The 23,783-nt window shown below is 73.5% G+C and carries 15 protein-coding genes; 1 reads left to right on the plus strand and 14 read right to left on the minus strand.

Features of this window, described 5'->3' with window-relative positions:
• Nucleotides 1–64: 64 nt before the first annotated feature.
• The 6 genes from BGP03_RS12340 to BGP03_RS12365 all read right to left on the minus strand — a co-directional run bounded on the left by BGP03_RS12340 (nt 65) and on the right by BGP03_RS12365 (nt 12,902).
• Nucleotides 65–2,362, minus strand: coding sequence for a hypothetical protein (locus tag BGP03_RS12340; protein WP_298797151.1), 2,298 nt, complete (start codon nt 2,360–2,362; stop codon nt 65–67).
• A 102-nt stretch (nt 2,363–2,464) separates the two neighbouring features.
• A complete protein-coding gene (locus BGP03_RS12345; protein ID WP_298797149.1) occupies nt 2,465–2,794 on the minus strand; it encodes a hypothetical protein in 330 nt (109 codons plus the stop codon).
• A complete protein-coding gene (locus tag BGP03_RS12350) occupies nt 2,791–5,259 on the minus strand; it encodes an AAA family ATPase (RefSeq protein ID WP_298797147.1) in 2,469 nt (822 codons plus the stop codon). Before BGP03_RS12350 ends, BGP03_RS12345 begins: the two co-directional genes overlap by 4 nt.
• Complete coding sequence (locus tag BGP03_RS12355; RefSeq protein WP_298797145.1) at nt 5,256–9,314, minus strand: type IIL restriction-modification enzyme MmeI; 4,059 nt, start codon at nt 9,312–9,314, stop codon at nt 5,256–5,258. The genes BGP03_RS12350 and BGP03_RS12355 overlap by 4 nt, the downstream gene beginning before the upstream one ends.
• The gene (gene drmD, locus BGP03_RS12360; RefSeq protein ID WP_298797143.1) at nt 9,314–12,418 is read right to left on the minus strand and encodes a DISARM system SNF2-like helicase DrmD; all 3,105 of its coding nucleotides are present in this window, start codon (nt 12,416–12,418) and stop codon (nt 9,314–9,316) included. The genes BGP03_RS12355 and drmD overlap by 1 nt, the downstream gene beginning before the upstream one ends.
• A gap of 187 nt (nt 12,419–12,605) precedes the next feature.
• Nucleotides 12,606–12,902, minus strand: a complete 297-nt coding sequence (locus BGP03_RS12365) for a hypothetical protein (protein WP_298797141.1) — start codon at nt 12,900–12,902, stop codon at nt 12,606–12,608.
• Between the two features lie 193 nt (nt 12,903–13,095).
• On the opposite strand from BGP03_RS12365, the gene BGP03_RS12370 reads away from it, so the two are divergent.
• Complete coding sequence (locus BGP03_RS12370) at nt 13,096–13,680, plus strand: hypothetical protein (protein ID WP_298797138.1); 585 nt, start codon at nt 13,096–13,098, stop codon at nt 13,678–13,680.
• On the opposite strand, the gene mobF is transcribed toward BGP03_RS12370, so the two are convergent.
• The 8 genes from mobF to BGP03_RS12410 form a co-directional block, all read right to left on the minus strand.
• Nucleotides 13,664–18,121 carry a MobF family relaxase gene (mobF, locus tag BGP03_RS12375; protein ID WP_298797136.1) on the minus strand — a complete coding sequence of 1,486 codons (4,458 nt, stop codon included), beginning with the start codon at nt 18,119–18,121 and terminating at the stop codon, nt 13,664–13,666. The genes BGP03_RS12370 and mobF overlap by 17 nt on opposite strands.
• A complete protein-coding gene (locus BGP03_RS12380; RefSeq protein WP_298797134.1) occupies nt 18,121–18,486 on the minus strand; it encodes a hypothetical protein in 366 nt (121 codons plus the stop codon). The genes mobF and BGP03_RS12380 overlap by 1 nt, the downstream gene beginning before the upstream one ends.
• Nucleotides 18,487–19,207: 721 nt before the next feature.
• The gene (locus tag BGP03_RS12385) at nt 19,208–19,852 is read right to left on the minus strand and encodes a hypothetical protein (RefSeq protein WP_298797132.1); all 645 of its coding nucleotides are present in this window, start codon (nt 19,850–19,852) and stop codon (nt 19,208–19,210) included.
• The gene (locus BGP03_RS12390; protein ID WP_298797130.1) at nt 19,849–20,295 is read right to left on the minus strand and encodes a hypothetical protein; all 447 of its coding nucleotides are present in this window, start codon (nt 20,293–20,295) and stop codon (nt 19,849–19,851) included. Before BGP03_RS12390 ends, BGP03_RS12385 begins: the two co-directional genes overlap by 4 nt.
• Nucleotides 20,292–22,262, minus strand: a complete 1,971-nt coding sequence (locus BGP03_RS12395; protein ID WP_298797128.1) for a TraM recognition domain-containing protein — start codon at nt 22,260–22,262, stop codon at nt 20,292–20,294. The genes BGP03_RS12390 and BGP03_RS12395 overlap by 4 nt, the downstream gene beginning before the upstream one ends.
• Complete coding sequence (locus tag BGP03_RS12400) at nt 22,259–22,843, minus strand: DUF2637 domain-containing protein (protein WP_298797126.1); 585 nt, start codon at nt 22,841–22,843, stop codon at nt 22,259–22,261. Before BGP03_RS12400 ends, BGP03_RS12395 begins: the two co-directional genes overlap by 4 nt.
• Nucleotides 22,840–23,211 (minus strand): hypothetical protein, encoded by a 372-nt coding sequence (locus tag BGP03_RS12405; protein ID WP_298797121.1) that lies wholly within the window; start codon nt 23,209–23,211, stop codon nt 22,840–22,842. The genes BGP03_RS12400 and BGP03_RS12405 overlap by 4 nt, the downstream gene beginning before the upstream one ends.
• A complete protein-coding gene (locus BGP03_RS12410) occupies nt 23,208–23,600 on the minus strand; it encodes a hypothetical protein (protein ID WP_298797119.1) in 393 nt (130 codons plus the stop codon). The genes BGP03_RS12405 and BGP03_RS12410 overlap by 4 nt, the downstream gene beginning before the upstream one ends.
• Nucleotides 23,601–23,783: the final 183 nt, after the last annotated feature.

The following is a 23,783-nucleotide window of genomic DNA, read 5'->3' on the forward strand; positions in this document are numbered from 1 at the left end:
TTGCGCCGGCTTCGGTCCCCGTTCGGCCATGCCACACGCTAGCAATCGACCACAAACTAATGACTCAGGACACTAGCACCGGTCGGACCGTTTGTCCCTGCTCCTCCCGACTGCACAGGCGATCGATCGCAGTTTCGTAGAGCCCGACCATGGAGCCCAAGGCGTCGGCGATGAGGTGCAGCTCGTCCTGGATGATCAGGTCTGGCGGCCGTAGCCGCATTGCCGGCTGTGGGGTAGTCCGGGGAAGCGTGCCGCTGCGCTGGTGGGCGCCGGTGCACCACGGGGTGTCGGGCACCATCCAGCCGTGTCGGGCACAACGTTGGTCAACCGCGCCGAACAGGCTGCCCGTGGCGGCCTTCCACGGCAGCTGGGCGAACTTGTCGACGGTGCCGATGATCAGGGACGGGGTATGCCGGTAGATCTCCTCGTCGGTGACGAGCACCGGCAGCCCCTCGTCGGGCGAGCGGCGTCGGGTGAACACGCAGTCGCCCTCTGGATCGCTGCAGTACAGCAGCACCCGACGGCGTTTGTCATCGGCGACAAGGTCTCGGCCTGCAGACAGCCGTGATCCACACCACGGGCACGCCGCGAGCTGCAGCGGGCCGCCGAGGGAGTCGTCGGTACCGCGGGTGTCCTCGATGCTGCGGCGGGCCTCGTCGAAGCTGTTGGGGGTGACCGAGCTGCCGACCCATAGCCCCACCCGGAAGGGGGTGATGCCCCAGCGCCCGTCGCCGGACGCGACACGTTCGCGCCGCAGCTCCTCGCAGGCGCAGATCAGCGCCGTCGCCCGCTGGAACTGCTGGGCAGTCAGCAGGCGCAGCGTGTATCGCATCAGCACTGCGACGCCGTCGCTGCCGTCGCGCGCATGCGGCCCGTCGCCGACCACGCCCTGCAGGCGGCGCAGCGCGAGGGTGAACGCGGTAAGGCCGAGATAGGCCTCGGTCTTACCGCCGCCGGTGGGGAAGAACAGCAGCTGTGCCTGACCCTCGGTGTCACGGTGGGCGTCGAGGTGGGCCGGGTCGGTGAGCCCAGGCAAGCACAGGAGCACGAACGCCAGCTGGAACGGCCGCCAGCTGCGCTGCGCTGGGACGTCGAGGCGACGGAGCAGCTCATCGAGGCCGGCTACCGGATCGGCCAGCCGGCGGCGGGTGACCTCACTGCGGACCCGTTGCAGCGCCATGGCCTGGTTGGCGAAGCGGAAAGCCTCGCGGGCCATGGCGTCCTGGCCCAGCAGCTCGACCGCACGATCAAGCCGATCCGCGAGATCGGCGGCGGTGTCGAGCGCGAGCTCACCGGCAGGTGCATACCGGGCGATCTCGGGTTCGTCGAGCCGTCGGCGTTGGTCGGTCAGCCAGCGCCGATAGCCCACGGCCAGCGGTCGCAGGGCGCGGACCAGGTCGTCGCGGGCGAGCTCCGGGCTGCCCAGCCGGGCCATGTCGAGGACCAGGCCGGGCATCGCGGCGGTGGTGCCGGCAACAGTGAGCGGCACGTCCGCAGCAGGGAAGGAGGTGGTACGCAGCCGCCACGCGCGGTCCTCGCCGTCGCGCACGTCCGTGTCGACCGCGCACTGGCGCCCGTGGGCGTACTCCCGGTGGCGCCGGTAGAGCAGAGCCAGGTGCAGCCGTTCGCTGTCGTGCGCCGCTGGAACGGCGCTGAGCTCAGGGTCGTTGTGCCCGACGAACACGGCCGCAGCGCCGTCGAGGGCGGTGACGGTGAGTCGAGTCTGATAGGTGCGGTGCAGGTCCGGGTTGCCGTCTCGGTGTCCTTGATCGTTGACCAGGGCCAGGTCGACGACCCGGACGCCGTCGCGCACCCGAGCGGTGACACGCAGGACGACTCCGTCCTGGTCGGCGTCGACCGCCTGAGGCACCGGATCGGGATCGAGCAAGTCGACCTCCACAACACCACCGGCCGGGGTACGGCGCCACACCGTCCGCGGCCGCCCCTGGTCGGTGACCTGGGTGTCGGACTTCGCCGGCGCGTATCGCCCCCACGATGCGGTGACGTTCACCCGGTGCACGTCGAGCGGCACCCGGAAGGAGAGCCCGAGGGCGGAGGCGGCCATCGTGCCGGTGCGGGTAACGGGAGTGGTCTCCAGGTCGTCGCCCTGTACCTCCGCTGCGGCAGTGACCTCGCGGTCGGCGAGGTCAGGGTCGTCCCGACCATCGGCTTGGTCCTCCACCGGCGGGTCGCTGGGTCGTGTGCGGGGCACTAGCCGCCCCACCAGGTACCGCTCCGCAGGTGGCACGCCCGGGGGTAGCTCCTCCCGCTCACCGTCGCGCGGACCGAGCAGATCGCGTTCGAGGAGGTCCTCCAGCGCTGCGCGGACCTCGAAAGAAGTGGTGACGGTCTCAGTGCTCATGGCTGTCGCACCTTACGGGCCGGCCCCGACAGTCCTGTGCTCATGATGTGTGCGTCAAGCGGTCGGTGCGGTCGCTGACATTGCCCAGAGCCTTGTCCCTCGTCATGGGCTGACGACGGCTTCGAGGTCGGTGACGATGGTCCGCCACTCCTCCACCACGACATCGGTCAGGTCCAGCGCGTTCAGTCGCCCGTGCAGCACGTCCGACGTCCGGCGGTAGACGTGGTCCCCGAGCCCGGCGAGCCGGTGCACCCGCGGTTGCTCGGCCGAGTCGACGAGGCCGACCAAGAACAGCAGCAGCACCCGCACGCCGGACGCCCGCGGCCGCTGTTGTGTGTTGCACACGCGCACGTAAGCCTCCACAGCGGTGCGTTCGAGCCGGATCCGCAGGTCGAGTACCTCCAGTCGACGGCTTGTCGCGTCGGTGCTCACGGCAGTCCGAGGAGGGTCTTGCAGGCCCGCCGCGCATCGTCGATCTCTGCAGCAGTCGGTCCAGGGGTCTTGGCCTTGCCGTGCGCGGCCTGGTTCCAGCCGTTGAGGTGGGTCGAGACAATCGCCTCGGCGGCGAGGACTCGCCCGTGCCCCGGATGCAGCGTCAGTGCGGCGTCGATCCGGTCCTTGGTCGTGCCCACCTTGTCGAGGGCGGCCAGGTCGGTGTGCGGGTCGCGGGGGACGCCAACTGCCTCCTGCAGGACAAAGTGGCGCAGAGCGTCGTCGAGCGCCATCCGACACAGGCCGCGGACGAGGACTGTCGGCGGCGTGGTCTTGGGCCCGGGCTTCGGGGCCCGCGCGAGGGCGGCGGCCGCGTCGTCGAGGAGCACCTCCCACATCGGCGGGCTCGGCTCCTCGCGGACGACGCCGGTCAGGTGGTCTCGGTGCACGTTGCGGGCAGTGTGGTGCGGCGATCGGACGAGGAGATGCTCGCGCAGGCGTTCGTCGTGAGTGAGCACCACAACCCGGCGGTCGGCGGCCAGGGTGTGGATGAGCTGGGCGAGCCGGTCGACGCGGATCTGGTCGAAGGCGTGCACCGGGTCGTCGAGGACGAGGAACCCGAACGGGCCACCGTGCGCGACGGCCAGCAGGGGCGCGAGCAGCAGAGCGTTGCGCTGGCCGGCGCTGAGCAGGGAGAGTCGCACCGGCTGACCGGTGGCGTCCACGACCTGGACGTCGGCCTTCGTGCCCTGCACCGACAGGCCGGTGATGTGCAGGCCGACGTCGTCGAGCAGCGCCCGGACCGACGAGTCGGTCAGCGTCCGCAGGTTGCGGGTGCGCTCGGCGCGCAGGTCGTTCTGCAGGGTGCGCAGGCAGTCGGCGGCGGACTTCCAGGACGCGGCCGCGATCGCCTCGTCGCGGACCTCCCGCCACACGCCGAGGAATGGTTCGACGGCGGCGCGGCGGGCCCGGCGCCACTGCCGCTCCCGGTCGGTGTGCGCGGCCAGCTCGGTGACCGTCGTGTGCCAGGCGGCCGAGGTCAGGCGGTCGTGAGCGGCGCGGACGGCGGCGCGCACCGCGGGCGTGGCGCGGCGGCCGTCCTCGTCGAGCCGGTGTCGGAGATCCGCCCCGGCTGCCAGGACGGGTGTCGACGCGTCGCGGACCGCCGCCGTGCACCAGTCGTGTCTGATCACCTCCTCGATCGGGGTGAGGTCGTCGTCGAGCGCCGCCCGCAGCGCGGCGAGCCGGCGCACGAACGTGGCCGCCTGCTCCGCGGTGGCCGGGGCGGTGTCGACGGTCGCGGCGAGAGCGGCCGCCCAGTCCATGCCGACCCGCCGGCAGACCGGGCAGGCGTCGCCCGTGTCATCGAGGTGCTGGGCGGCGCGGTGCAGATCGGCGAGCGGCGCGGCCAGCTTTGCGGTGACCGGGTCGGGTGCGGGGGCGGCCTCGGCCGTCTCGAGGTCGGCCAGCGCCGCCAGGGCCTGGGTCGCGGCGACGTGCAGCCGGTCGTGTTGGGCGGCGGTGATCTCCGGGGCGGCGACGCCGGTCTCGGTGAGGCCGGCTGTAGTGAGCCATGCGTCGGGGTCGTCGGCGACGTCCGGCCAGTCGATCGCGGTCGGCGTCGCGTCGGGGTGCGCGCGGTCGACCTGGTCGGTCCGCTGCTCGGCCGTGCTACGCGCCTGCCCCCATCGCTCCCGGGCCTGCGCCGCCGCGCTCCCGGCGGCGTCGACCCCGGCCTTGAGCTCGTCGAAGCAGCCACCGAAGGCGAGCAGGGGCTCCAGGAACTCCTGCAGGTTCTGCGCGAGCTGCACCTGGCGCTCGACGGCGGCGTAGCCGAACACCGGCCGGTGCCCGGCCAGAGCGGAACGCCACGAGGTCGTGGCCAGGTCCAGGTCGGTTGTGATGCCGTCGACGGCGGTGTGCCGGGCGGTCCGGCCCGTGACGCTGCCGTCCGGGCCGATCCGCACGTCGAGTGTGAGGGTCTCCTCGCCCGCGAGGAGCGTGACCTCGACATGGGCCTCGGCCGCGTCGCGGCCGCAGTGCTCGCGATCCCACAGCGGGGCCTTGCCGCCCCGGCCGGTGCTGGTGGGCGCGCGGGGCTCGCCGTGCAGCGCGGTCTCGATCGCGTCGGCGATGCTGGACTTGCCCGACCCGTTGCGGCCGATCAGCACCGTCACGCCCGGAATGGGGTCCAGGTCGACGGTGAGCGGCGCCCCGACACCCTGGTAGCCGTCGACCCGGACGCGTAGCAGCGTCCACGTGCGCCCGCTGACGAGGTCACCCGCGGTCTCCCGGCCGCCGGCGAGGGCCCGCGCGACCTCCAGGAGGCGAGCCCAGCCGGACCGGCTCGCGTCCGACGTGGCGCGGGAGCGCTTCGCCTCGGCCAGCTCGACGAGGTCCTCGAAGGTGAGCAGCCGCAGCGGCTCGGGGTCCGGCGGCGGGACCGGCAGCGGTGCGGCGGTCACGGGGTGTACCCCGCGCGCCGGTGGTTCTCGGCCAGCAGCAGGTCGAGCAGCGCGAACCGGGCGGCCGGGCTCACCGTCCACCGGGTGCCGATCTTGGTGCGGTGGTGGCCGATCTCCGGGTCGAGGTCCCAGCCGTGGGCGGCGAGGACGGCGTGGTCGATCTCCGCGTGCAGCTCGCGCAGCGCCGCCACGGCGGGGTCGCGGTCGGCGGGGTCGTGGACGTGGTTATAGGTCGTGGTCAGGCCCCAACCGCGGCCGAGCATCAGCGCGCGCCGCTCGGCGTCCAGCCGCGCCCCGAGCCGTTCCAGGTCGGGCGTCGGGTCGGGGCGGGGCAGAGTGCGGAACACGTCGGACGGCGAGTAGTTGATGTCGCGACGCGTGGTCGAGGTGTAGCGGACCACCCATGTGCTGTGGATGTTCGATGAGAGCACGGCGAGATCGGCGAAGGTATCGAGGGCGAACACCGCGCACTTGTGGGCGAATACCGGACCGATCGGCACCCGCACCGGCAGCACCGCGCTGCTCAGCAGGGAGAGCGCGAGGACGTGGTCCAGCTTCTCGATCGACCGGTACAGCTCGGGCGCAGGTCGAGTGAACCGCCACCACAGCTCGCGGCGTGACCGGTCCTTGTTCTTGCTGCGTTTCGGCTTCACCAGCCGCTCCACGATGTCGTAGGCGTCGGGGTACTGCTCCGCCCTCTCCCGCGACCAGTCCCGGAAGTTGATGACCCAGCGGCTGGCCGAGCAGTCGGGCCGCTGGTTGAGGTCCTTGCCGATGACGTAGGGCGCCAGCACCTCGGCGTTGCGCGCGTCCTTGTCGATCAGCGCCCGGGCCTGCTCCTCGGTCATGGTGAAGCCCAGGCCGAGGATGTTGGAGCCCTGAAAGGCGAGGTCGTCGTTCTCCGGTAGCTGCTGCGGCCGGCCACGGACCTGCCCGACCGGTTCGAGATCGGCGCCGATCTCCGGCACCTCCTCGCCGTCGAGCCAGCGCAGCCCGGCCGCCGCCACGGGGGCGCGGCTCGCCCACACGTCCACGATCTCTAGGTTGGCGCTGTCGGTGGGCCATGGATGGCTCGACCGTCCGCGCCGGATCTCCGAGCCGCGGCCCACCACCTGAGCGAGGCCGACCGTGAGCGTCTTTCCCTGCACCAGCGTGTTCACGGCGATGTAGCCGAGTTGCCCACGGCCGGCGAGCAGCCGCTCGGCGCGCAGGACGAACCGCGCAGCCAGATCGGTGCTGCCCTTCACATCGCGCCCGTCCCAGCGCTGCAACCAGTTCAGGTAGTCGGCGCCGAGACCGTCGCTGAGCTTCTGGCCACCGGAGAACGGTGGGTTGCCGATGATCGCGTCGAAGCCCGGGTCGTCGGCATCGGCGAACACCTCCGGGAACACCAGCGGCCAGTGCAGCGGTGCGCGGGGCACGACCCCGGCCGGTCGCCCGTCCTGCACCGAGCGGATCTGGTCGGTGAGGGCGGTGGCGTAGTCGGGCGCGGAGTTGCCGACCGTGATGGACAGCGCGGTGAACTTCGCGTCCACGGCCTTCTTCGCCTTCATCCCGGCGGCTGCCAGGCCCACGCCGGTGACGGCGTCGGCGACCGCTGTGAGCTGCGCGGTCTGCTCTCGCGCCTGCCGCAGCAGGCTCGCCTTGACCGCCGCGTCGCGGCCGGTCACCACCGGGTGGGCGGTGATCCGCCGTCGGAGGTCGGCGGCGTGGGCGAGGGCGTCGGTCCAGCCGTCGGCGTAGGGCAGTTCGGCCGGGCCCCCGTCGGGGTGGGCGTGCAGGGTGGTGAGCTGCTCGACGCTCGCCAGGCCGAGCAGGCTGTCGCCCGCGACGAGGCGGTCGTCGAGGAACCCGAACGGTCGCTCGCGGTCCATCGTGACCAGCCACAGCGACAGCTTCGCCATCTCCACCGCGAGCGGGTTGACGTCGACGCCGTAAAGGCAGTGCTCGGCGGCCAGCCGGCGGGCGTCCAGCGCCACCTGCTCCACCTCGGCGTCGGCGGCCAGCCGAGCCTGTGCGCGGTGTCGCACGGCCAGTACTGCCGCCGGGCGGCCCTCGGCCTCCCACGCCTCCACCAGCCGGTCGGCCAGGTAGCGGCACGCGGCGACGAGGAACGCGCCGGACCCCATCGCGATGTCGGCCACCCGTAGGTCGAGCAGCTCGCTGGACGGGCGGATGACCCAGGCCGAGCGGTCGGCCGTCTCCAGCGGGCCCGGCCGGTACACCAGCGGCTCCAGGGTGTTGCCGGCGACGTCCTCGGCCAGCGCGCGCGGCGTGTAGTGGGTACCGGTGCTGGCCCGCCGCGTGCTGGGGGCGACGAACCGGCGCCCCGGCAGCGTCACCGCCGGCCGGCCGAGCTCGTCCCAGCGCAGCGCCACGGCGTACGGGGCGATCCGCTCGGTCAGCGCCGGATCGCCGGTGGCCCGCAGCAGTGCCGCGCGCCGCTCGGCCTGCAACGGGCTCTCGAACATGCGCTCCAGTGCCGCCACCGACCAGCTCGACCGGGCCGCCACCCACTCGGCCATCGACGGGCCCTCCGGCGCGCCGAGCCGCTCCGACAGCTCGTCGATGGTGATCTCGGCCGGCTGCTTCACCTTCGGCCACGCGGACGGCCGGGCCAGCGACAGCGTCGTGACTGTGGCGGTGCGCACCTCCAGCTCGAGGAGGCCCTCGTAGACGTACCCGATCTGCTCGACATCGAGAGTGCGGAAGGTGAGGCGGCGCCGCTCGCCGTCGATCACGACCTCCTGCACGGCACGCAGCAGCCGCAGCACGGTGCGGTCGTCCACGGCCGGGGGCCGGACGGTCGTCGCCTCGCCCGCGCGGCGCCCCTCCAACCACGGGAACCGGTCAGGGTCGAACAGGTTCCCGCCGTACGCGGGCAGCCGCAGGTCCTCATGGGCCACACCACCGTGCACCGCGCGCCCCACCGCCAGCAGCCGGTGCCACGCCCCGGTCCGGCGCTCCAGGATCTGCGGCTCAGTCACCGCGAGCTGGTCACCGAGCCGTCCCACGCTGTAGGCGGCCACGTACACGTCGTCGTCGCTGGGCAGCAGGCGGCGTTCCTCGGCGAAGAGCAGGAACACCAGCCGCATCATGAAGGTGACGACGCCGTCGTACAGCTCGTCGTCGGACACCCCGCCCAGGATCCCGCTCTCGGCGTCGAGGCGGTCCAGGGTGCCGATCAGCAGTTCGACGGCGTCGCGGACCTGTCGGCCCAGGGTCACCGTGACGACCTCCTGCGCGCCGAGGCTTTCGACGAACAGGGCTGGCAGAGTGTCGGTCGGAGCCACCGCGAGGAAGCGGGCCCGGGTCAGCAGCGCCACGAACGCCGCGAACGACTCCGGTTCCTCCCCCCACAGGCTCGCGTCGAACACGGCTGCACCGGTGGTGCCGCCCAGAGGCGCCCACACCAGCGCCCACCAGCGTCCGTCGGTAACCAGCCCGACCGGCACGTCCCGGGCGCGCAGGAGCACCGCGAGCCGCTCGACGGGGCTCGCGGTCCATCCCTGGCGGGTGGTGCGGGCAAGCGGGTGCGCACCCCAGTCGGTGACCATGCCGAGCAGCCGCCACGGCCCACCGGTTCCGTCGCCCGTGTCGCCGGGGTCGGCCCCGTCCTCGCTGTCGCCGTCCTCGCTGTCGGGGTCCTCGTCGTCCGGGTCGGTCTCGTCGTCCAGCTCGGTCGGGTCGTCGTGCCGCTCGGCGTAGAACCCCAGGTCGGGGCGGAGCAGCAGCCCGTGCTCGGCGACCGGTTCGGCCAGCGCCGCAGGTAGTTCGGTGTCGAGCCTCAGGTGCCCTGCCCAGTCCAGGGCGCGGTGCAGCACGGTGCGCACCGCGGCGTGCCGCGACGCCCCGCCCGAGGAGAGGGCGTTGGTGGTCGCCTCCCGCACGTCGGCCCGGACCGGGCCGGGGACGTCCGGCAGGCCGTTGGGGAACACCCGCTCCACCACCGGCAGGGTCAGGAACGGTCCGGAGGTCTGCACCAGCTCCAGCCACGCGTGCCGCCGCCGCGCCGCCTCGCCCGCGCTGTAGCGGCGCCTGCGCCGGCCCGCCATCACCCCACCTCTGGTTCGGCCAGCACCACGGCGAACGGGAACACAAGCTCGCGGACCTGCCCGTAGCGGGCGTCGAGCCGGTCGAGTTCCTGCTGACGATTCTCCTCCAGCGCGTCGAGTCGGTCTTGCCAGGACTGCCGGTCGCGCTCGAACTGCACCACCTCCCGGCGGTCGAGGTCGTCCAGGGTGAGCTGTACCGCGCCGGACGCGGCCAGCGCGGCGGTGAGCGTGGCGTGCAGTTGGTCGAACACCGCCACGGTGTGTGTGCGTGCCCGCTCGTGCTGGCGCGCCAGGTCCGCCGTGCGCGTCTCCTTCTGTGCGGTCGCTCGCAGCGCCAGGTCCTCCACCAGTCGCGGAGTGAGCTCGGCCCACTGCGCGACCAGCCGCTCGCGGGTCGCGGCTGCGGCCGGGCGGCAGGCCGCGGGCTCTAGCGCACGCTCCACCGCTCCGCGCAGCGCGCGGTAGGCCCGCTGCTCCAGGTCCAGCCGCTTGCTGCGGCCGGCCGCGGGCAGCTCGCGGCCGGCCAGCACGATCTCCTCGTGCAGGCGCCCTCCGTCGGCCCCCACGATCACCAGCCGGGCCATCACGACCACGACCGGTCCGCGCAGCGCCAGCTCCGGCGGGGAGTCGAAGCGGACGGCGCTGACCCGGTGCAGGTCGGTCCGCCCACCCCACACCGCGCTCCGCAACAGTCGTGTCGCCTGATCCACCAGCGGGTGTCCGAGATGGCCGAGCACGATGTCGTCGCGGCCGCGGACCACGGCCGGGTCGAACGTCAGCGGCCGCAGCTCCCCGGACAAGGGGTCCGCGAGCCCGATCAGCGTGTTCTCCCACCCGGCTCGCAGCTCCGGCGGGGTGATCTCGCCCGGCGCGCCGTCGACCAGCGGTGGCTGCTGGGCGAGCGCCAGCGCGGTGTCGACTACCCGCCGGACGTTGGCCGGGGCGACGTGCAACCGCTCCACGGAGGTGTCGAGCTGAGCGCGCAGCCGCTGCGCCTGGGCCCGCAGATCCTGCTCGGCGCGCAGCACCGAGGTGGACACCTTCGGGTTGACGGTGAGCGGGTCCACCAGCACCGGGCGGCCCAGCATCCGCGCCTCCACCGCACCGGCGAGCACCGGGTTGACGCTGCCCAGGTCGCGCCGCTCGGCGGCAACCTTGCGGGCCACCCGGGAAAGGAACTCCAGGTCGCCGTTGTAGGAGTCCGGCTGCGCCGACTGCCACCCGGCCCCGACGAAGTGCACGACGTCGACCTCGGTGCGCTGTCCGTAGCGGTCCACGCGGCCGATGCGCTGTTCGAGCCGGTTCGGGTTGAACGGGATGTCGTAGTGGATCACCGTGTGGCAGTGTCGCTGCAGGTCGATGCCCTCGCTGGCCGCGTCGGTGGCCAGCAGGATCCGCAGCGGATCGCGGTCCGGCGCAGCCTGGAAGGCGTCCTTGAGGTGGTCGCGCCGCACCGGGTCCATGCCCCCGTGCAGCAGCCCCAGGCGGTCACCGCCGAGCCCTCGCGCGGCGAGTACCCCGGCCAGCCACACCTGGGTGTCACGGTACTCGGTGAACACGATCACCCGGGTGGAGCTGCCGGGCGGACTCAGCCGCAGCAGCTCCTCGACCAGCGCGTCGGCCTTGCTGTCCGCCGGCTCCGCGTGCCGCTCGGCCCATGCCGCGAGCTGGTCGAGCAGCGCCGCCTGCGCGGGGTCCGCGCCGCCGGTGAGCGAGGCCGCGCGCCGCAAGACGTCCTGCTCGGCCTCCTCCGGGTCAGGCTCGTCGCCGTAGTCGTCGAGCAGCCAGTCGGGCACCGAGTCATCGAGGAGGGGTAGTGCGGCTCGGTCGGCGCCCACGACGGTGGCCCGGTGTGCGGTCAGGGTCCGCGCGAAGGCAGCGGGGGAGGAGAACAGGCGCTTTTTCAGCAGCAGGGTGATCAGGTCACCGGCGCGGACGGCCGCGGCACCCGGGGTGCCGCGGCGGGCGGCGGTGTAGGCGGCCAACAGCGCGTGCCCGGCGCGCTCGTCGTCGGAGTAGGTGACCTCGATGTGACGGGGTACGCGACCGGGGAACCGCCTGGTGCCGTCGGGCAGCAGCAGCTCGTCCTTCAACCGGCGCACCATCACCTGCCCGACGACGCCCGGGTCCGGCTCGACCCCGCGGGCGAACCGCAGCGGGTCGAGCATCTCCAGCAGGGCCTGCCAGGACTCCGCGTAGCCGTTGTGCGGCGTCGCGGACAGGAAGACCCGGTGCTGGCTGTGCTCGCCCAGCCGGCGGACCGCCTGCGTCTGCTGACTGTCCAGCGCGTAGCGCCGGCCGCTCGCCGGAGCCGCGGGGGCGCAGTGATGCGCTTCGTCGACGACGAGGACATCCACGAAGCCGGGGTGCCGGTTGTCCGGGGTCAGCACCTCGTCGAGCAGCCGCTGCACGCGCGGTGTGCGTAGCCACGGCAGGCTGACGATGATGCGGGGGAACACCGAGAACGGGTTGGCCTCCAGGCCGTGGCTGCGCCGCAGCGCCTTAAGGGCCGCGGCGTCGAGCACGGTGAACCGCAGACCGAACTTCTCCAGCAGCTCGTCGCGCCACTTGCCGGTCAGCGGGGCCGGGCACACCACGACCACCCGTCGCGCCCGGTTGCGCAACAGCATCTCCTGGATGACCAGCCCGGCCTCGATGGTCTTGCCCAGGCCGACGTCGTCGGCGACCAGCAGATTGACCCGCGGCATGCTCAGCGCCTTCGCTACCGGTTCGAGCTGGTACTCCTCGATCGTGATGCCGGCCCGGAACGGGGCCTGCAAGGTCGTGTCGTCGGCACTGGCGACGGTGCCCCAGCGCACGGCGTCGAGGAACGCTCCGAGGATCCGCGGGTCGTCCCAGCCCTCCGCCGTCACGTCCGGCAGGCGCGTCTCCGGCAGGACCTCCCGGCCGGGCTCGATCTCCCAGACGACGGTCAGCTCGTCGCCGAGGTCCTCGTCGCTGACGCTCGTGAGCGACACGAGCGTGCGGCCCGGCACCTCGGCAGCGAGCTCGTCCCGGGGCTGGGTGCTGAACCGGCGTCCGTTCACCACCCACTGCTGCCCGCGCACCCGGACCAGCTCCCCGATCTCTGGCGCGTCAGTCACCGAGCTCCCCCTCGACATTCGCTGAGCGTAGCGAGACCTGTCCCGTTGGTGACTACGGCCTCACCCACTCGAGCGCGTTCGTCGACCGCGACGCAGCGCAGCCAAGCATTTGTACGGATCCCTCCGACGCCAGCTACGCCCGAGGGTGGCATGAGGGTATGAACGGCTAAGTGGCGCCGGCAGACCGTCACGGAGAGAGCGGTAGCCGACGCGACTCTCGCGCGCACATGTGGCACACGGCGTCGGGCATGGCGCATTCCTCGTCCGTGGGTAGTCCGTCCGGCACCCCATAGCAACGCGGCAGCGTTGCCAGCAGGGTGTCCACCAGCAGGTGCGCCTGCTCCGGCGTGATCGCGACGGAGTTGCCTGGCGTGACTCCCACTCCGTCGAACTCATCGTATGACTGGCGCGCCAACCGCTGCAGCAACGGCGCGAGATGGGCTGCTGCACCCTGGGCGTCGGCGTTGGAGTTCCGGGACGACATGACGGCACGCTACTGCCTGTTCCGATGCTGGCGTTCGCCGTCGACGCCGAGCGGGTGCCGCCTGTGGAGCACGGGCCGCTGGCGGACGGCGGCGTCAACAGTCGACGTGCCGTCGGCTTTGCGACCTCTTAGCCGGTGACAACGACGTGGCGAGCGCGGCCAAGAATGTCAGGCACGGAGCCATACTGGTGAGGTGGACCCGGCTCTCGACGAGCTGGTCGACGCTGTGGAGTCGGGCAGCGTCGAGCTGGCCGATACGATGCTTCGTGACGGTGCCGTATGCCCGCCGACCGTTCACCTGCTGAGCAAGCACCTCGTGCAGCCCTACCTCGGGAGCGTCGCCACGCGGCCATTCCGGCGCAGAGCGGATGCCGCGGCAGCGATCGCTGGACTCGGGCAGCTGCCTGCCGTAGCTACGGCGACGCGGCTCGTTGTGGTGTGGGAGTACGGCGATCTGTGCACGGCGCTCGACCTGCCGGACGAGCGAGAGGGCGGCGGGTTCCCGCGCGGGCTGGTCGTGCTCGACGCAGACCTCTCGGAGCACGTCGTGCGGTGGCATCCGTTCGCACTTCATGCGGACGGCTCGGGACGACCGAAGCCCAGGTGGGGGCCGGTCGTGCGACACCCGGGCGTGTGGTTGCCGGAGCCCGTCGCCGAGCTGCTGGCGGTATGGCGGGAGCTGCGGCGGGGCGACATCGCTACCGCGCGGGCGGAGCTGGAGGCGGACGGCTTCGTCGTCACCTGGGCCGCAGCTTCAGTGGTCAATCCTCGCGGGTGAGCACGTGGTCGTCCGTCCCGATGGCGAGCTCGGGCTCGGTCGACCATCGGGCGAGTTCCTCGCGCCGTGCTGCCTCGGCAGCATCGCGCTCGGCGGCGTCGACCTCCGCGCGGGCCGCGTCGGCGGCACGACGCTGCGCGATCTCGGCCAGCGACTCTTGCGCGCGCTGGACGGCGAGGGTCGATTCCGCGGCCGGCGGAACATGACGGCGGTGCGAAGGGTCGGCCGTCTCGGTGGGGTCCGGGGTGCTCGTGTCGCGGACGTCCGGTGCGACTGCCTCAGCCTCGTCGCGTCGATGCGTGAAGGCGATCTCGTCGTCGACCACGTCGACCTCTGTCACGGGCTGCTCCCGTTCGCGGTCTGCCTGCTCGGCACGATGCAGGGCCAGCCACTGGGGCCCCGTGGTGCTGTCGTCCGGGTGGTCGAGGTCGACCCCGCGAGCCTTCAGCTCGACGCGGGCGCGATCGGCGCGGTCGCGTGTCACGGCGGTGTGGGTGAACCACGCGGCGCGCGCCTCGTCGACGACCTCAAGCTGAGCGATCTGCTCGGCGTACCGCTCCGCCTCAGCGCGAGCCGCGGCGGCGTCCGCGCGCAGCCGGGCGGCGTCGGCGGGGTCCGTGTCAGGGGCGTCGGCGCGCGCGTTCCAGACGGTGGCGTCGGTGGTCGCCTTGGCGTGGGCCTGGTGAGTTGCGGCCAGCTCGTCGTCGACCCAGCGGGGCGCCCAGGTGAGTTCTCGGTCGTAGGCGCGGACGCGGGCGCGCAGGGCACCGTCTGACAGGTCGGCCTCCTCCGCACCGGCGTCGACGAGCGCGAGGGCCTCGTGCGCCGCGCGGAACATCACCGCATGCTCGACGCGGCCCTTGCCGGGGGCGTGGCCGAGCGGGTCCTGCTCGTCGGTGTAGGCGACGAGTTCGCGGTAGGCGGCGGCCCAGCCGGCGCGGTGCTCCCAGTCCTGCCGCGCGACCACCTGATCCGCTTCGGGCACGGCGCCCAGTGCGTCCACCGCCCACGCGGGCGCCTGCTCGGCGGTGAGCGCGCCGAGCTCGTGTCGGCGGGTGTCGGCCGCCTCGGCGAGCTGGTGCAGGCGGGCGGCGCGCTTGGCGTCCGCCGGGGCGACCGCGACAGCGTCGGCCCGCAAGTGGTGCGGAATGAGATCGGCCGCGCCCTCCCGCGGGCGCGGGGTGAGCCGGCCGGCGAGCGCGTGGGTGATGCGGTGGTGGATCACCTGCGCGGGCGAGTCGGCGTCGGTAAGGCTTCGGGCCTCGATGGCGGCCGCGAGGACCTGGTCGGGATCGTGGCCGGCGAGTTCTGCGGTGCGCAGCAGCCGCTCGAGCGAGCCGAACGCGTCGTCGGCGGCGAGGCGGCAGCGCTCGTGGTCGGTGAGGCGGCCCGCGGTAGCGAGCCGGTCGAGGGTGGCGGCGGTTCGGCCCGCATTCACCTCGCGGATCAGGTCCGCCATCCGGTCGATCTGCGTCATCACGGAGCGGGCCTCGGCCTCCGCGTGGACCTGCTCAGCGTGCGCGGAGCGGTCCTGACGGACGTTCGCCAGGCAGTCGGCGAGCACGGCCGCGCCAGTGCGCTCGGCGACCTCCAACGTCTCCCCGGTCTCTGCGTCGGGCGCGAGATGGCGGGTGACGGCGTAGAGCGTGTTGCGGGCGCGGCCGCGCGTCGCGGGGACGTAGACGCCGGCGGCGTCCGTGCCGGGGCCGATGACGGAGTGACTGGTATCGACCGTGCGGCCCTGCGCGGCGTCCTTGGTGCTCGCGTAGCCGAGGCTGACGTGCTCGCGGACATAGGTGCCGGGCAGCTGCATGGGCGCGCCGAGAACCTCTCCCCAGAGATTCCGCTCGCCGTCGGTTGCGGCGCGGTCGATGGGCGCAACGGTGAGCCCGCCATCGGGGCGGGTGGCGATCACGCGGTACGTCTGCTGCGTGATCGGGGCGGCGCCGTTGCCCTCGAACCCGCGCAGGTGCCAGGCCAGCGCACGGGCCTGCACCAGGTCACCGACGCCGGCCGCGGTGCCCCGCCACTCGGCCAGCGCCGGGCCCTCGCCGAGCGGGACCCCGTCCTCGGCGACGCGGCCCAGCCGCACGAGCTCGGCGCGCAGCCCGCCCGAGACGCGCGCGGCGGCGGCGTTGGTGCCGACCATGAGCAGCGAATCGTGGCCGTCGAGGGTGTCGGCCAGCCACGCGCGGGATGCAGCGGCTTCGGCCTGCTCGGCGGTGCCACCGTCGACAAGCCTGCCGCGCTTGTCGTACTCCGCTAGCACGTCCGGGTCCCCGTCGCGCAGCCGCAGCGACGCCGGGCCCTCCCACTCGTTGTCGAAGCGGCGAACCTCGGCGAGCTGGTAGGTGACGCCGTGCTCGCTGATGTCCGCAAGCGCGCCGCCAGGGCCGATCGTGGTGAGCTGGCGCGGGTCGCCGACGAGCAGCAGCTTCACACCGGCGGCCCGGCAGCGGGCACGGATGGCGACGAGATCGCCGGTCTCGGCGGTCCCGGTCTCGTCGACGACGACCATGTCGCCGGGGCGCAGCCGCCACGCCTCGTCGTCGCCGTTCGGACCCACCGCGGTCTGTCCGGGCCGGGTGCGGTCGATGCGGCCCTGCGTCGCCAGCCACGCGCGCACGTTCTTGGCCGGGAGCCCCTCGCCGGCGAGGACCTCGGCGGCGTTCTGGTACGGCGCGAGCCCGAACACCCGCCGCGGCAGCTCCTCGTCCGGGTCGGTCCAGGTGTCGGCGATGGCGCCGACGACGAACGACTTCCCGGTGCCTGCCGCCGCGGTGATCACTTCCACCTGCGCGCCGGACGTCAGGACGCCGCGCAGTGCGGCCTCCTGATCCGGGCCCAGCCGCATACCGGAGTCGGCGAACCGCGCGCACACCTCGTCGACGCGGTCCTCGGCGAACCGGTGCGCCCCGCGCTCGACGGCCGCGGCGATCAGCGACCGCTCGGCCGCGATCTGCCCCGGCGTCGCGTACCGGGCCGAGCCGTGGCGGCTGTAGACCGACTCGCCGTTCGCGAGCCGCAGCTCGTCGGGCAGCGCCTCGGCGTCCTCGACGGGCGTGAGGCGTTGGGCGAGATCGAGTGCGGCATCCGTGAGTCCCATCAGCAGCGGCCCGACATCGTCGGGCTCGACGCCCAGGTGGCCGGGCAGGGCGTTGGAGACGGCCTGGACCATGTCCGAGCGCGAATAGTGCGCGCGGGTCTTCCTGATCTCGGCGACCGCGCGCTCGATGACGTCGCGCGGCGAGAATTCGGCGACCTCGCCCGGGTCCTGCGCGCGGCCCGCGAGGTGCTCGGCGAGCGCGGCGAGCCCACCGGTGACGCGATCACGCGCCATCTCCTCCCACCGGGCGAACTGCTCCTCGCGGGTCTCGCCGTCGTGGGACTTCGCCTTGCGCGTGACGAGCGTGGCCTGCTCGTGGATCACGACCCGCTCGTACGGGGACGGCTCGCGGCCCTGGGCTGCGGTGAACTGGCGGATCAGCTCGGCCGCCTTCGGACCGATCTGCGCGCGCCGCGACGAGTACAGGTCCATCAGGTCGCGGTCGACGCCGACGACCTCGCGGGCCTTGCCGTCGGGCCGGGTCTCGGTGCGGAGCCCGAGCGACCGCGCGAGGTGCGCCTCCATCACGCGCTCGGCGATCGCACCGGCGGCGGCCTTGTGCTCGTCGATCCCGCGGCCGTCGAGCCCGCGCCAGACGCCGTCCGAGCAGAGCACGCGGTTGAGTATGGCGTTGTGGATGTGCCACTGCGGGTCGCGCTCGCGGGAGTCGTGCTGGAAGAACTGGGCGACGACGAACTCGTGCGCGTCGATCCACCGCCCGGACCCGCCACCGTGGTGCCCGACGCGGGAGTACCCGGCGTGCTCCTGCAGGTAGGCCAGCCCGGCGCGGGTGCCGGCCATCATCGCGTCCTCCACGGCCCGGGCGTGGACGTCCCAGGCTGCGGCGGCGTCGAGGTCGCCGCAGGCGCGGGCCTCGTTTGCGGCCCGCTCGAACGCCAGCCCGGAGACGGTCACGCTCTTGGGCGCGGAGAACGTGACGTCGATGAACGACACGGCCTGGCGCGCCGAGCGCCCGGCCTGTGCCCGCAGCGCGGCCCGCTCCTCCGGGCCGGCGTCCGGGTGCTCGTCGAGCAGCCCGGCGTAGATCTGCTCGGCGGCCCGGTACTTGCGGTGCCCCGCGGCGAGCGCGGCGGCCTGATCCCACGTGGTGCGATCGCGGGCCGCATGGTCGCGCGGATCGCGAAGGTGGGTGTAGACGGCCTCCATCAGGTCTGCGTCGACGTCGCCAGCGAGCCCGAGCGTCTCGGCGCCCCGGCCCCACCACTGCCCCGGCGGCTCGCCGGCGGCGACGGCGCCGGTGTAGTAGCCCTCGCGGGCCTTGGCGACCTCGTCGGTGAGGTAGCGGACGGAATGCCCGCGGTGGACGCTCAGCATCACGCCTCCTCGTCGTCGGCGTACCAGCGCACGAGCACGTCGTGCCGGGCGGCCTCGGCCGCTGCCGGGGCCAGGCCGGTCATGGCGGCGATCGCGGCGCGTGCCCGGCGCACGGCGTCGACGTACTCCGCGGCGAACGCGGGATCGATCAGCGGCCGGACGGGATCCGGCGAGTCATCGTCGCGAAGGCACGTGGCGAGGAACTGCAGGGCCCACTCGCGGCCCTGGCGCTCGCCGTCCTGCATCCGCACGACCCACGCGGCGTAGTCAGCCTCCGGGTCGGGGTTGTCCGGCTCCTCCGCGGCGATCGCGGCCGGGCTGCTGGCGCGGGCGATCGCGAGGTTGCGCTGGAGCACGGCAAGCATGGTCGCGGCACCGCGCTCAAGGGGGTGACGGGCGTCGTTCCGGTCACCCCGTCGCGGCTCGTCGAACTGGATCATGAGGTCCCGCCCTCCGTTGTGTTGATCTTGAGCAGCGGTTCCGAGCGGGCCCGCCAGGGCTCGCGACGGGCACCACGGGATCGTGATGCGTGGGTGTGGGTCTTGCTCTTGCTCGCGTTGGTCCGTGTTTTCTGGGTTGTGCTCGGGAACGGCTTCATCGGGTGTCATCGGCTTCTCCTGGTTCGGGATCGGATCGGGACGTCGTGGGATCTCAGGGCTCGGAGGACGGTGGCCGGGCTGACGTCGAGCAGTGCGGCTATTCCTGCCGAGCTGGCTCCGGCGCGGTAGAGGCGGGCGACGCGCTCGACATCGAGCGCTGTGGTTCGTCGGTGGCAGGACCGGCATTGGGGCCGGTAGCGGGCCAGATCGAGGCTGTAGCGGTAACCCCGGGCGGGATCGATGCGCTCGGTGGGGTCGGCGCCGTCGTAGGACCAGACGCACGCCGGTGCGGAGCACTCGGCGCAGGGCCGGCCGGCGGCCGGCCCTCGCACGGCGCGCAGCCGGCGATGCAGACCCGCGTAGCTGAGGCCGGCTGCACGGATCGGGACCGATGCACGGACGTCGCCGCGCCGTGCCCGCCGCCAGTGCGGTCGGCACCACCCGCGCGCGTGGTGCGGCCGGCCGCAGCCCGCCACGGTGCAGATGCTCATGCTCGGCCTTGGTGCTCGGTGTACTCCGCTTGCTCGGCCTCGACGAGCACCGCGTCCGTTGGCTCGGGGCCAGCGGTACGCGTGGCGACCCAGTGCGCGGCGACGGCGGCGTGGTGCTCGGCGAGGGGCGGGTAACCGGGCTCGGTGACGTCGGCGGGCCGGCCGTTGCGGTCCGCGTGCCGCGACAGCGAGCACTTGCCGAGCAGCCCGTTGACGCGACGCTCGACGCCGGGCCGCTGCCGGTCGTGCCAGTCCCCGGCCTTGAGCCAGGACCCCTGCTCGGGGTCGTAGGCGTCGGCGTGCGCCCAGCGCAGCCACCACAGCTCCTCGATCACCTCGGGGTGCCAGAGCCAGCACGACGAGAGATGCGCGCGGGCGTAGCGGACGTAGACGCGGCGCACCCAGTCCACGAGGTTACCCAGATCCTTGACGGCCTGCTCGGCGTCGACGGCGAGCAGCCAGGACCGGACAGGAGGCGGCCCGTCACTCTCGGCCGACGGTGTGACGTGACCGCCCCGCAGCCCGGCGACGTCGTTCGCGAGCTGCACGACGTTGGCGTCAACGGCGTCGATCCGGCGCAGCGCGCGGGCGAGCGAGCGGCCGAGCGCGACGACCGTCGTGTCCTGCTCGTCCGGGGTCATCGCTCACGCACCAGGTCGATGCCGGCATCGAGGCCATGGTCGTCCGCGTGCCAGGTGGCGAGCTGCTCGCGTCGCGCCTGCTCGGGATCGGCGGCGGTGACAGCGCCGCTGCCGATCGCGCGCAGGTCCTCCTCGTCGAGGCCCCACCGGTGCACGGGCACGCCGACCTGCCGGGACACCTCATCCAGGTACTGCCGGACCAGCGCGCGGGAGTCGTCGAGCGTGCGGCCGGGCCCGGCAAGCGCGCGGGCCGCAGTCTCGGCGGTCATCGGTGGCTGGACGGCGACGGCACTGCCCTCGTCATCCGCCATGCGGTCAAGCAGGGCCTCCTTGTCCTCCAGGAAGGCTGCGCGCTCGGCCTCATCAGCTCGGCACCCGGTGAGGGCGCGCAGGCGGGCCGTCAGGTCGGCGATCTCCCGCGGGGATGGCGGTGGGGTGGTCATCGCGCGTCTCCCCACGGGTCGGCGGGTGGCTCGTGCGGCGGCCGGGCGTCGGGCGGCGGGAACGGGATGACGTCGGCGCCCGGGCGGCGGTCGACGACCTGCCCCGGGACGACGGTCGGCGTTCGGTATCGGACCGGGCCGCCGTGCCCGGTGACGCGCACCCTCAGCGCCGTCCACCGCGCGCCGCACCAGCCCCGCGTGGCCCGGCGCCGGGCGGTGGCCCAGGTGCGGGCGGGCCGGGTGGTCCGCCCGATCCAGGCGGCGGCCCGGACGGTCTGGCGGTGCCGCCACGCCCGGGCCCGGACGGTGAGCGCGTCGGGATGGTGGATGGCGTGGACGTCGGCCCTGCGCCACGCCTGCTCCGCGCGCCCGACGACCGGGGGCATGTCCCGGCGGAACACCACCACCCGCCCGCCCGGGAGGTTCGCCAGCTGCGCGGGCGCGAGCACCGGGACACGGCGCACGGTCCGGGAGGCGACCCGCCCGTGCAGGTCGGTGGTCGTGATCGGCTCGTCCCGGTCCCCGGCGAGCGTCGACCAGTAGGTGAGGTCGTCGCGGTCGGCGGTGCCGCCGTAGAGCACCCGGGCCCCGGAGTTGTTGAGGATGACCGCGGCCTTGGCCTCGCCGTAGCGGTCGACGAGCTGGGCGCGCGACTGGAAGCAGGCGATGATCGACACCCCGCGCCCGCCCATGTCGGCCGACCAGCGGTCGAGCGGGACGGGACAGATCAGCGCGGCCTCGTCGAGGCGCAGCGACAGCGGCGGGTCGAGCCGGCCGCCCGGCCGTTCCTCGGCGAGCCGGCGGGCCTCGCGGGCGATGTAGCCGGTGAGCGCGCACACCAGGGGCGCGACCTGCGCCTCCTCGCCGCCGAGCATGTAGACCGTCGCCTTCGCGGCCAGCAGCGCGGCGACGTCGAACGGCTGCCCGCCCTCGGCGATCGGACGCGCGGCGGCCCGGGCCGGGCCGTGGGTGAGCCAGCCGAGCGCGGGCGCGATCGTCGAGGTGATCGACGACCGGGTCTTCTCGTTGGTGCCGATGAACTGGCGCACCGCGCTCTCGAACGCCGGTTCCGGGCTCTTGTTGCGCAGCAGCAGGAGGATCCGCTGCGCGTGGTCGTCGGGCTCGGCGATCCACTTCCCGACGTCGGCCATCGTGTGCCCGCCCAGCGCGGCGGCGTGCATGAGCGCGGCGAGGTTGCGCCGGCCCTGGTCGTCCCAGAACTCGCGGTCCGGGCCGCCCGGCCGGTTGGCCGCGGCGAGCATGTCGGCGGCGCGCTCGTTCGCCGTGGCCGGGTCGGTGCAACCCGTGAGCGGGTCGAACGTCACCGTCGACGGCCGTCCGCCGAGACCGACCGGGTTGAACACCAGCACCGGTCCAACCCGGGCGCGCAGGGCGCCGGTCTGGTCGAGCAGGTCGGTGCGGGTCGAGGTAGCGAGGACGGCGCCGGGCGCGTCGATGATCCGCCCGGCCAGCCACTGCGACTTCCCGACGCGCGGGCCGCCGAACACGATCACGACGTCCTCGACCGACGCCCACACCCGCAGCCCGGCCACCCGGCACAGTTCGACGGCGACCGCGACGGCCGGGAGCCGCACCAGCTGCACCATCCGCGCGCCGCGCGAACCGGCCCGCAGCGACGGCCGGACCTGCGGGGTGCGGCGGCGCATCGCCAGCGCCGACCCGGTACGGACGATGTCCACGGTCGACGCGACACCGGCCTTACGACGGGCGGACGTGCCCCAGCGGGTGACCGTCGCCATCGTGCGCCCGTGGCGCATCCACAACCCGAAGGCGATGAGCGCGCCCAGCCCGGCCAGCAGGAGCGGGCTCGAGGTGAGGATCAGGCTCCACGCGGTCAGCGCCGCGAGGACGGCGGCGCAGAACCCCACGGTGCGGGCCCCGCGGCGCCAGGAGATCGCGGCGACGGCGACCAGGACGGCAAGCAGGCTCAGGACTGAAGTGTTCATGGTGTGGCCCTCCCGGAGCCGTTGACGGCGAGCAGCGGCGGCTCGCCGGTGGTGCGGTTGCGGTCGAGCAGCTGCCGGGCCTCGTACTCGCTGATGCCCAGCTCGCGGGCCAGCCGGCGGCGCCCGGCTCCGGCGGCGATCAGGGCGTCGGCTTCTGCGGGCCCGTCCGTGTCGGCTGCGGCGACGGGCGGGTCGTCGGGCCGGCTGACCAGGACGGCCAGGTGCACGACGGCGCCCAGCACGGCTGGCGCGACTGCGGACACGATCACGACGACCCACCATTCGGGCGCCAACCGGAACGCCTCCAGGCCGTGTCCGAGCGCGTTGGCTGCGACCGACAGCCCCAGCAGCGCCAGCGCGAGCGCGCGGGCGAACGTGCGCGCCGAGCGCGCAGTGCGCCCGCCCAGCCAAACCAGCGACCCGGCCGCAGCCCCGGCGTCGACGACAACGGGCAGCAGCCACGCAAGCTGCGACGCGAACCCGCACAGCAGGGCCAGGTCGCGCAGCGCGGCGAACGAGAGCACAGCGGCTGCCCCGGCGACGACGGACAGCAGCCCGTAGAGCACGGCCCGGGCGCTCACCGGTCGGCTCCGACTGCGTGGGCGATAGCGGTGGCGATCGCGCGGGCGTTGCCCGGCCCCATGCTGGCGAACAGGTAGCGGTCGGTGCCCAGCGCGATCGCGAGGTCAAGAACGGCCCGTTCGGTCGACGACGACTTGTCGAACTCGCCGTGCTCGAACGCGACGCGGGCAGCGCGGAAGTCAATCCACCACCCGCCGTCCGGGCTGTGGTTCACGCACGCCGTCACGAACTCCGGGCGGCGGGGCCACGTCTCGTGAGCGAGCAGCAGCCAGACGGCGGCCTGCACGTGCGGGTCGTGCTCGTCGATCCAGGCGTGCAGCCCGGCGACCATCGCGGCGGGGCCACCGATCGCGCGCACCCGGCTCACCGGGACCCCTCGCCGCACTCGACGCCGATGTGGCCGATGGCCGACCAGAACCGGTTCACGTCCCGGGCCGCGTACGCCACCGCCTCGGCGAGATGCCCCAGGTCGAGGGTGGCGTCGTGGAGGCGCTCCCCCGGGTCGACGGTGTGGGTGTCGTCGTAGACTGCGCGCCCGTCGGCGTAGCGGCCGACCTGCGGGACGAGGGTCCGGGCCAGGGCCTCCATCGAGGCCAGGGTGTCGACCAGGTAGCCGGCGAGGTCGTAGAAGTCGGTGTGGTTCGGCTTCGCGACCTGCTGGGCGTGCACGACCGCACGCCAGGCTTGCGCGCCGGTCTCGGCGCGCTGCACCGCGTCGGGGCGGTCGTCGGGCTCGTGGACGTCGTTGCTGCTCATCTAGGATCGGGTCCCTTCCGCTCGTGTCCCTGCCTGGGTTGGTGTGTGGGATGTCTGGAGGGGAGCCCGGTGGCAGCCGGCGCTCCCCTCCCCCGCGCTCCGGGCCCATCGCTCGGCGGTACGCGGGCTGACGAGGAACTCGGCGGCGGCCTCGCGGGCCGACATGCCTGAAGCGATGGCCGC

It is taken from the genome of Pseudonocardia sp. 73-21, from assembly GCF_001899645.1.
In the GTDB taxonomy this organism is placed as follows: Bacteria; Actinomycetota; Actinomycetes; order Mycobacteriales; family Pseudonocardiaceae; genus Pseudonocardia.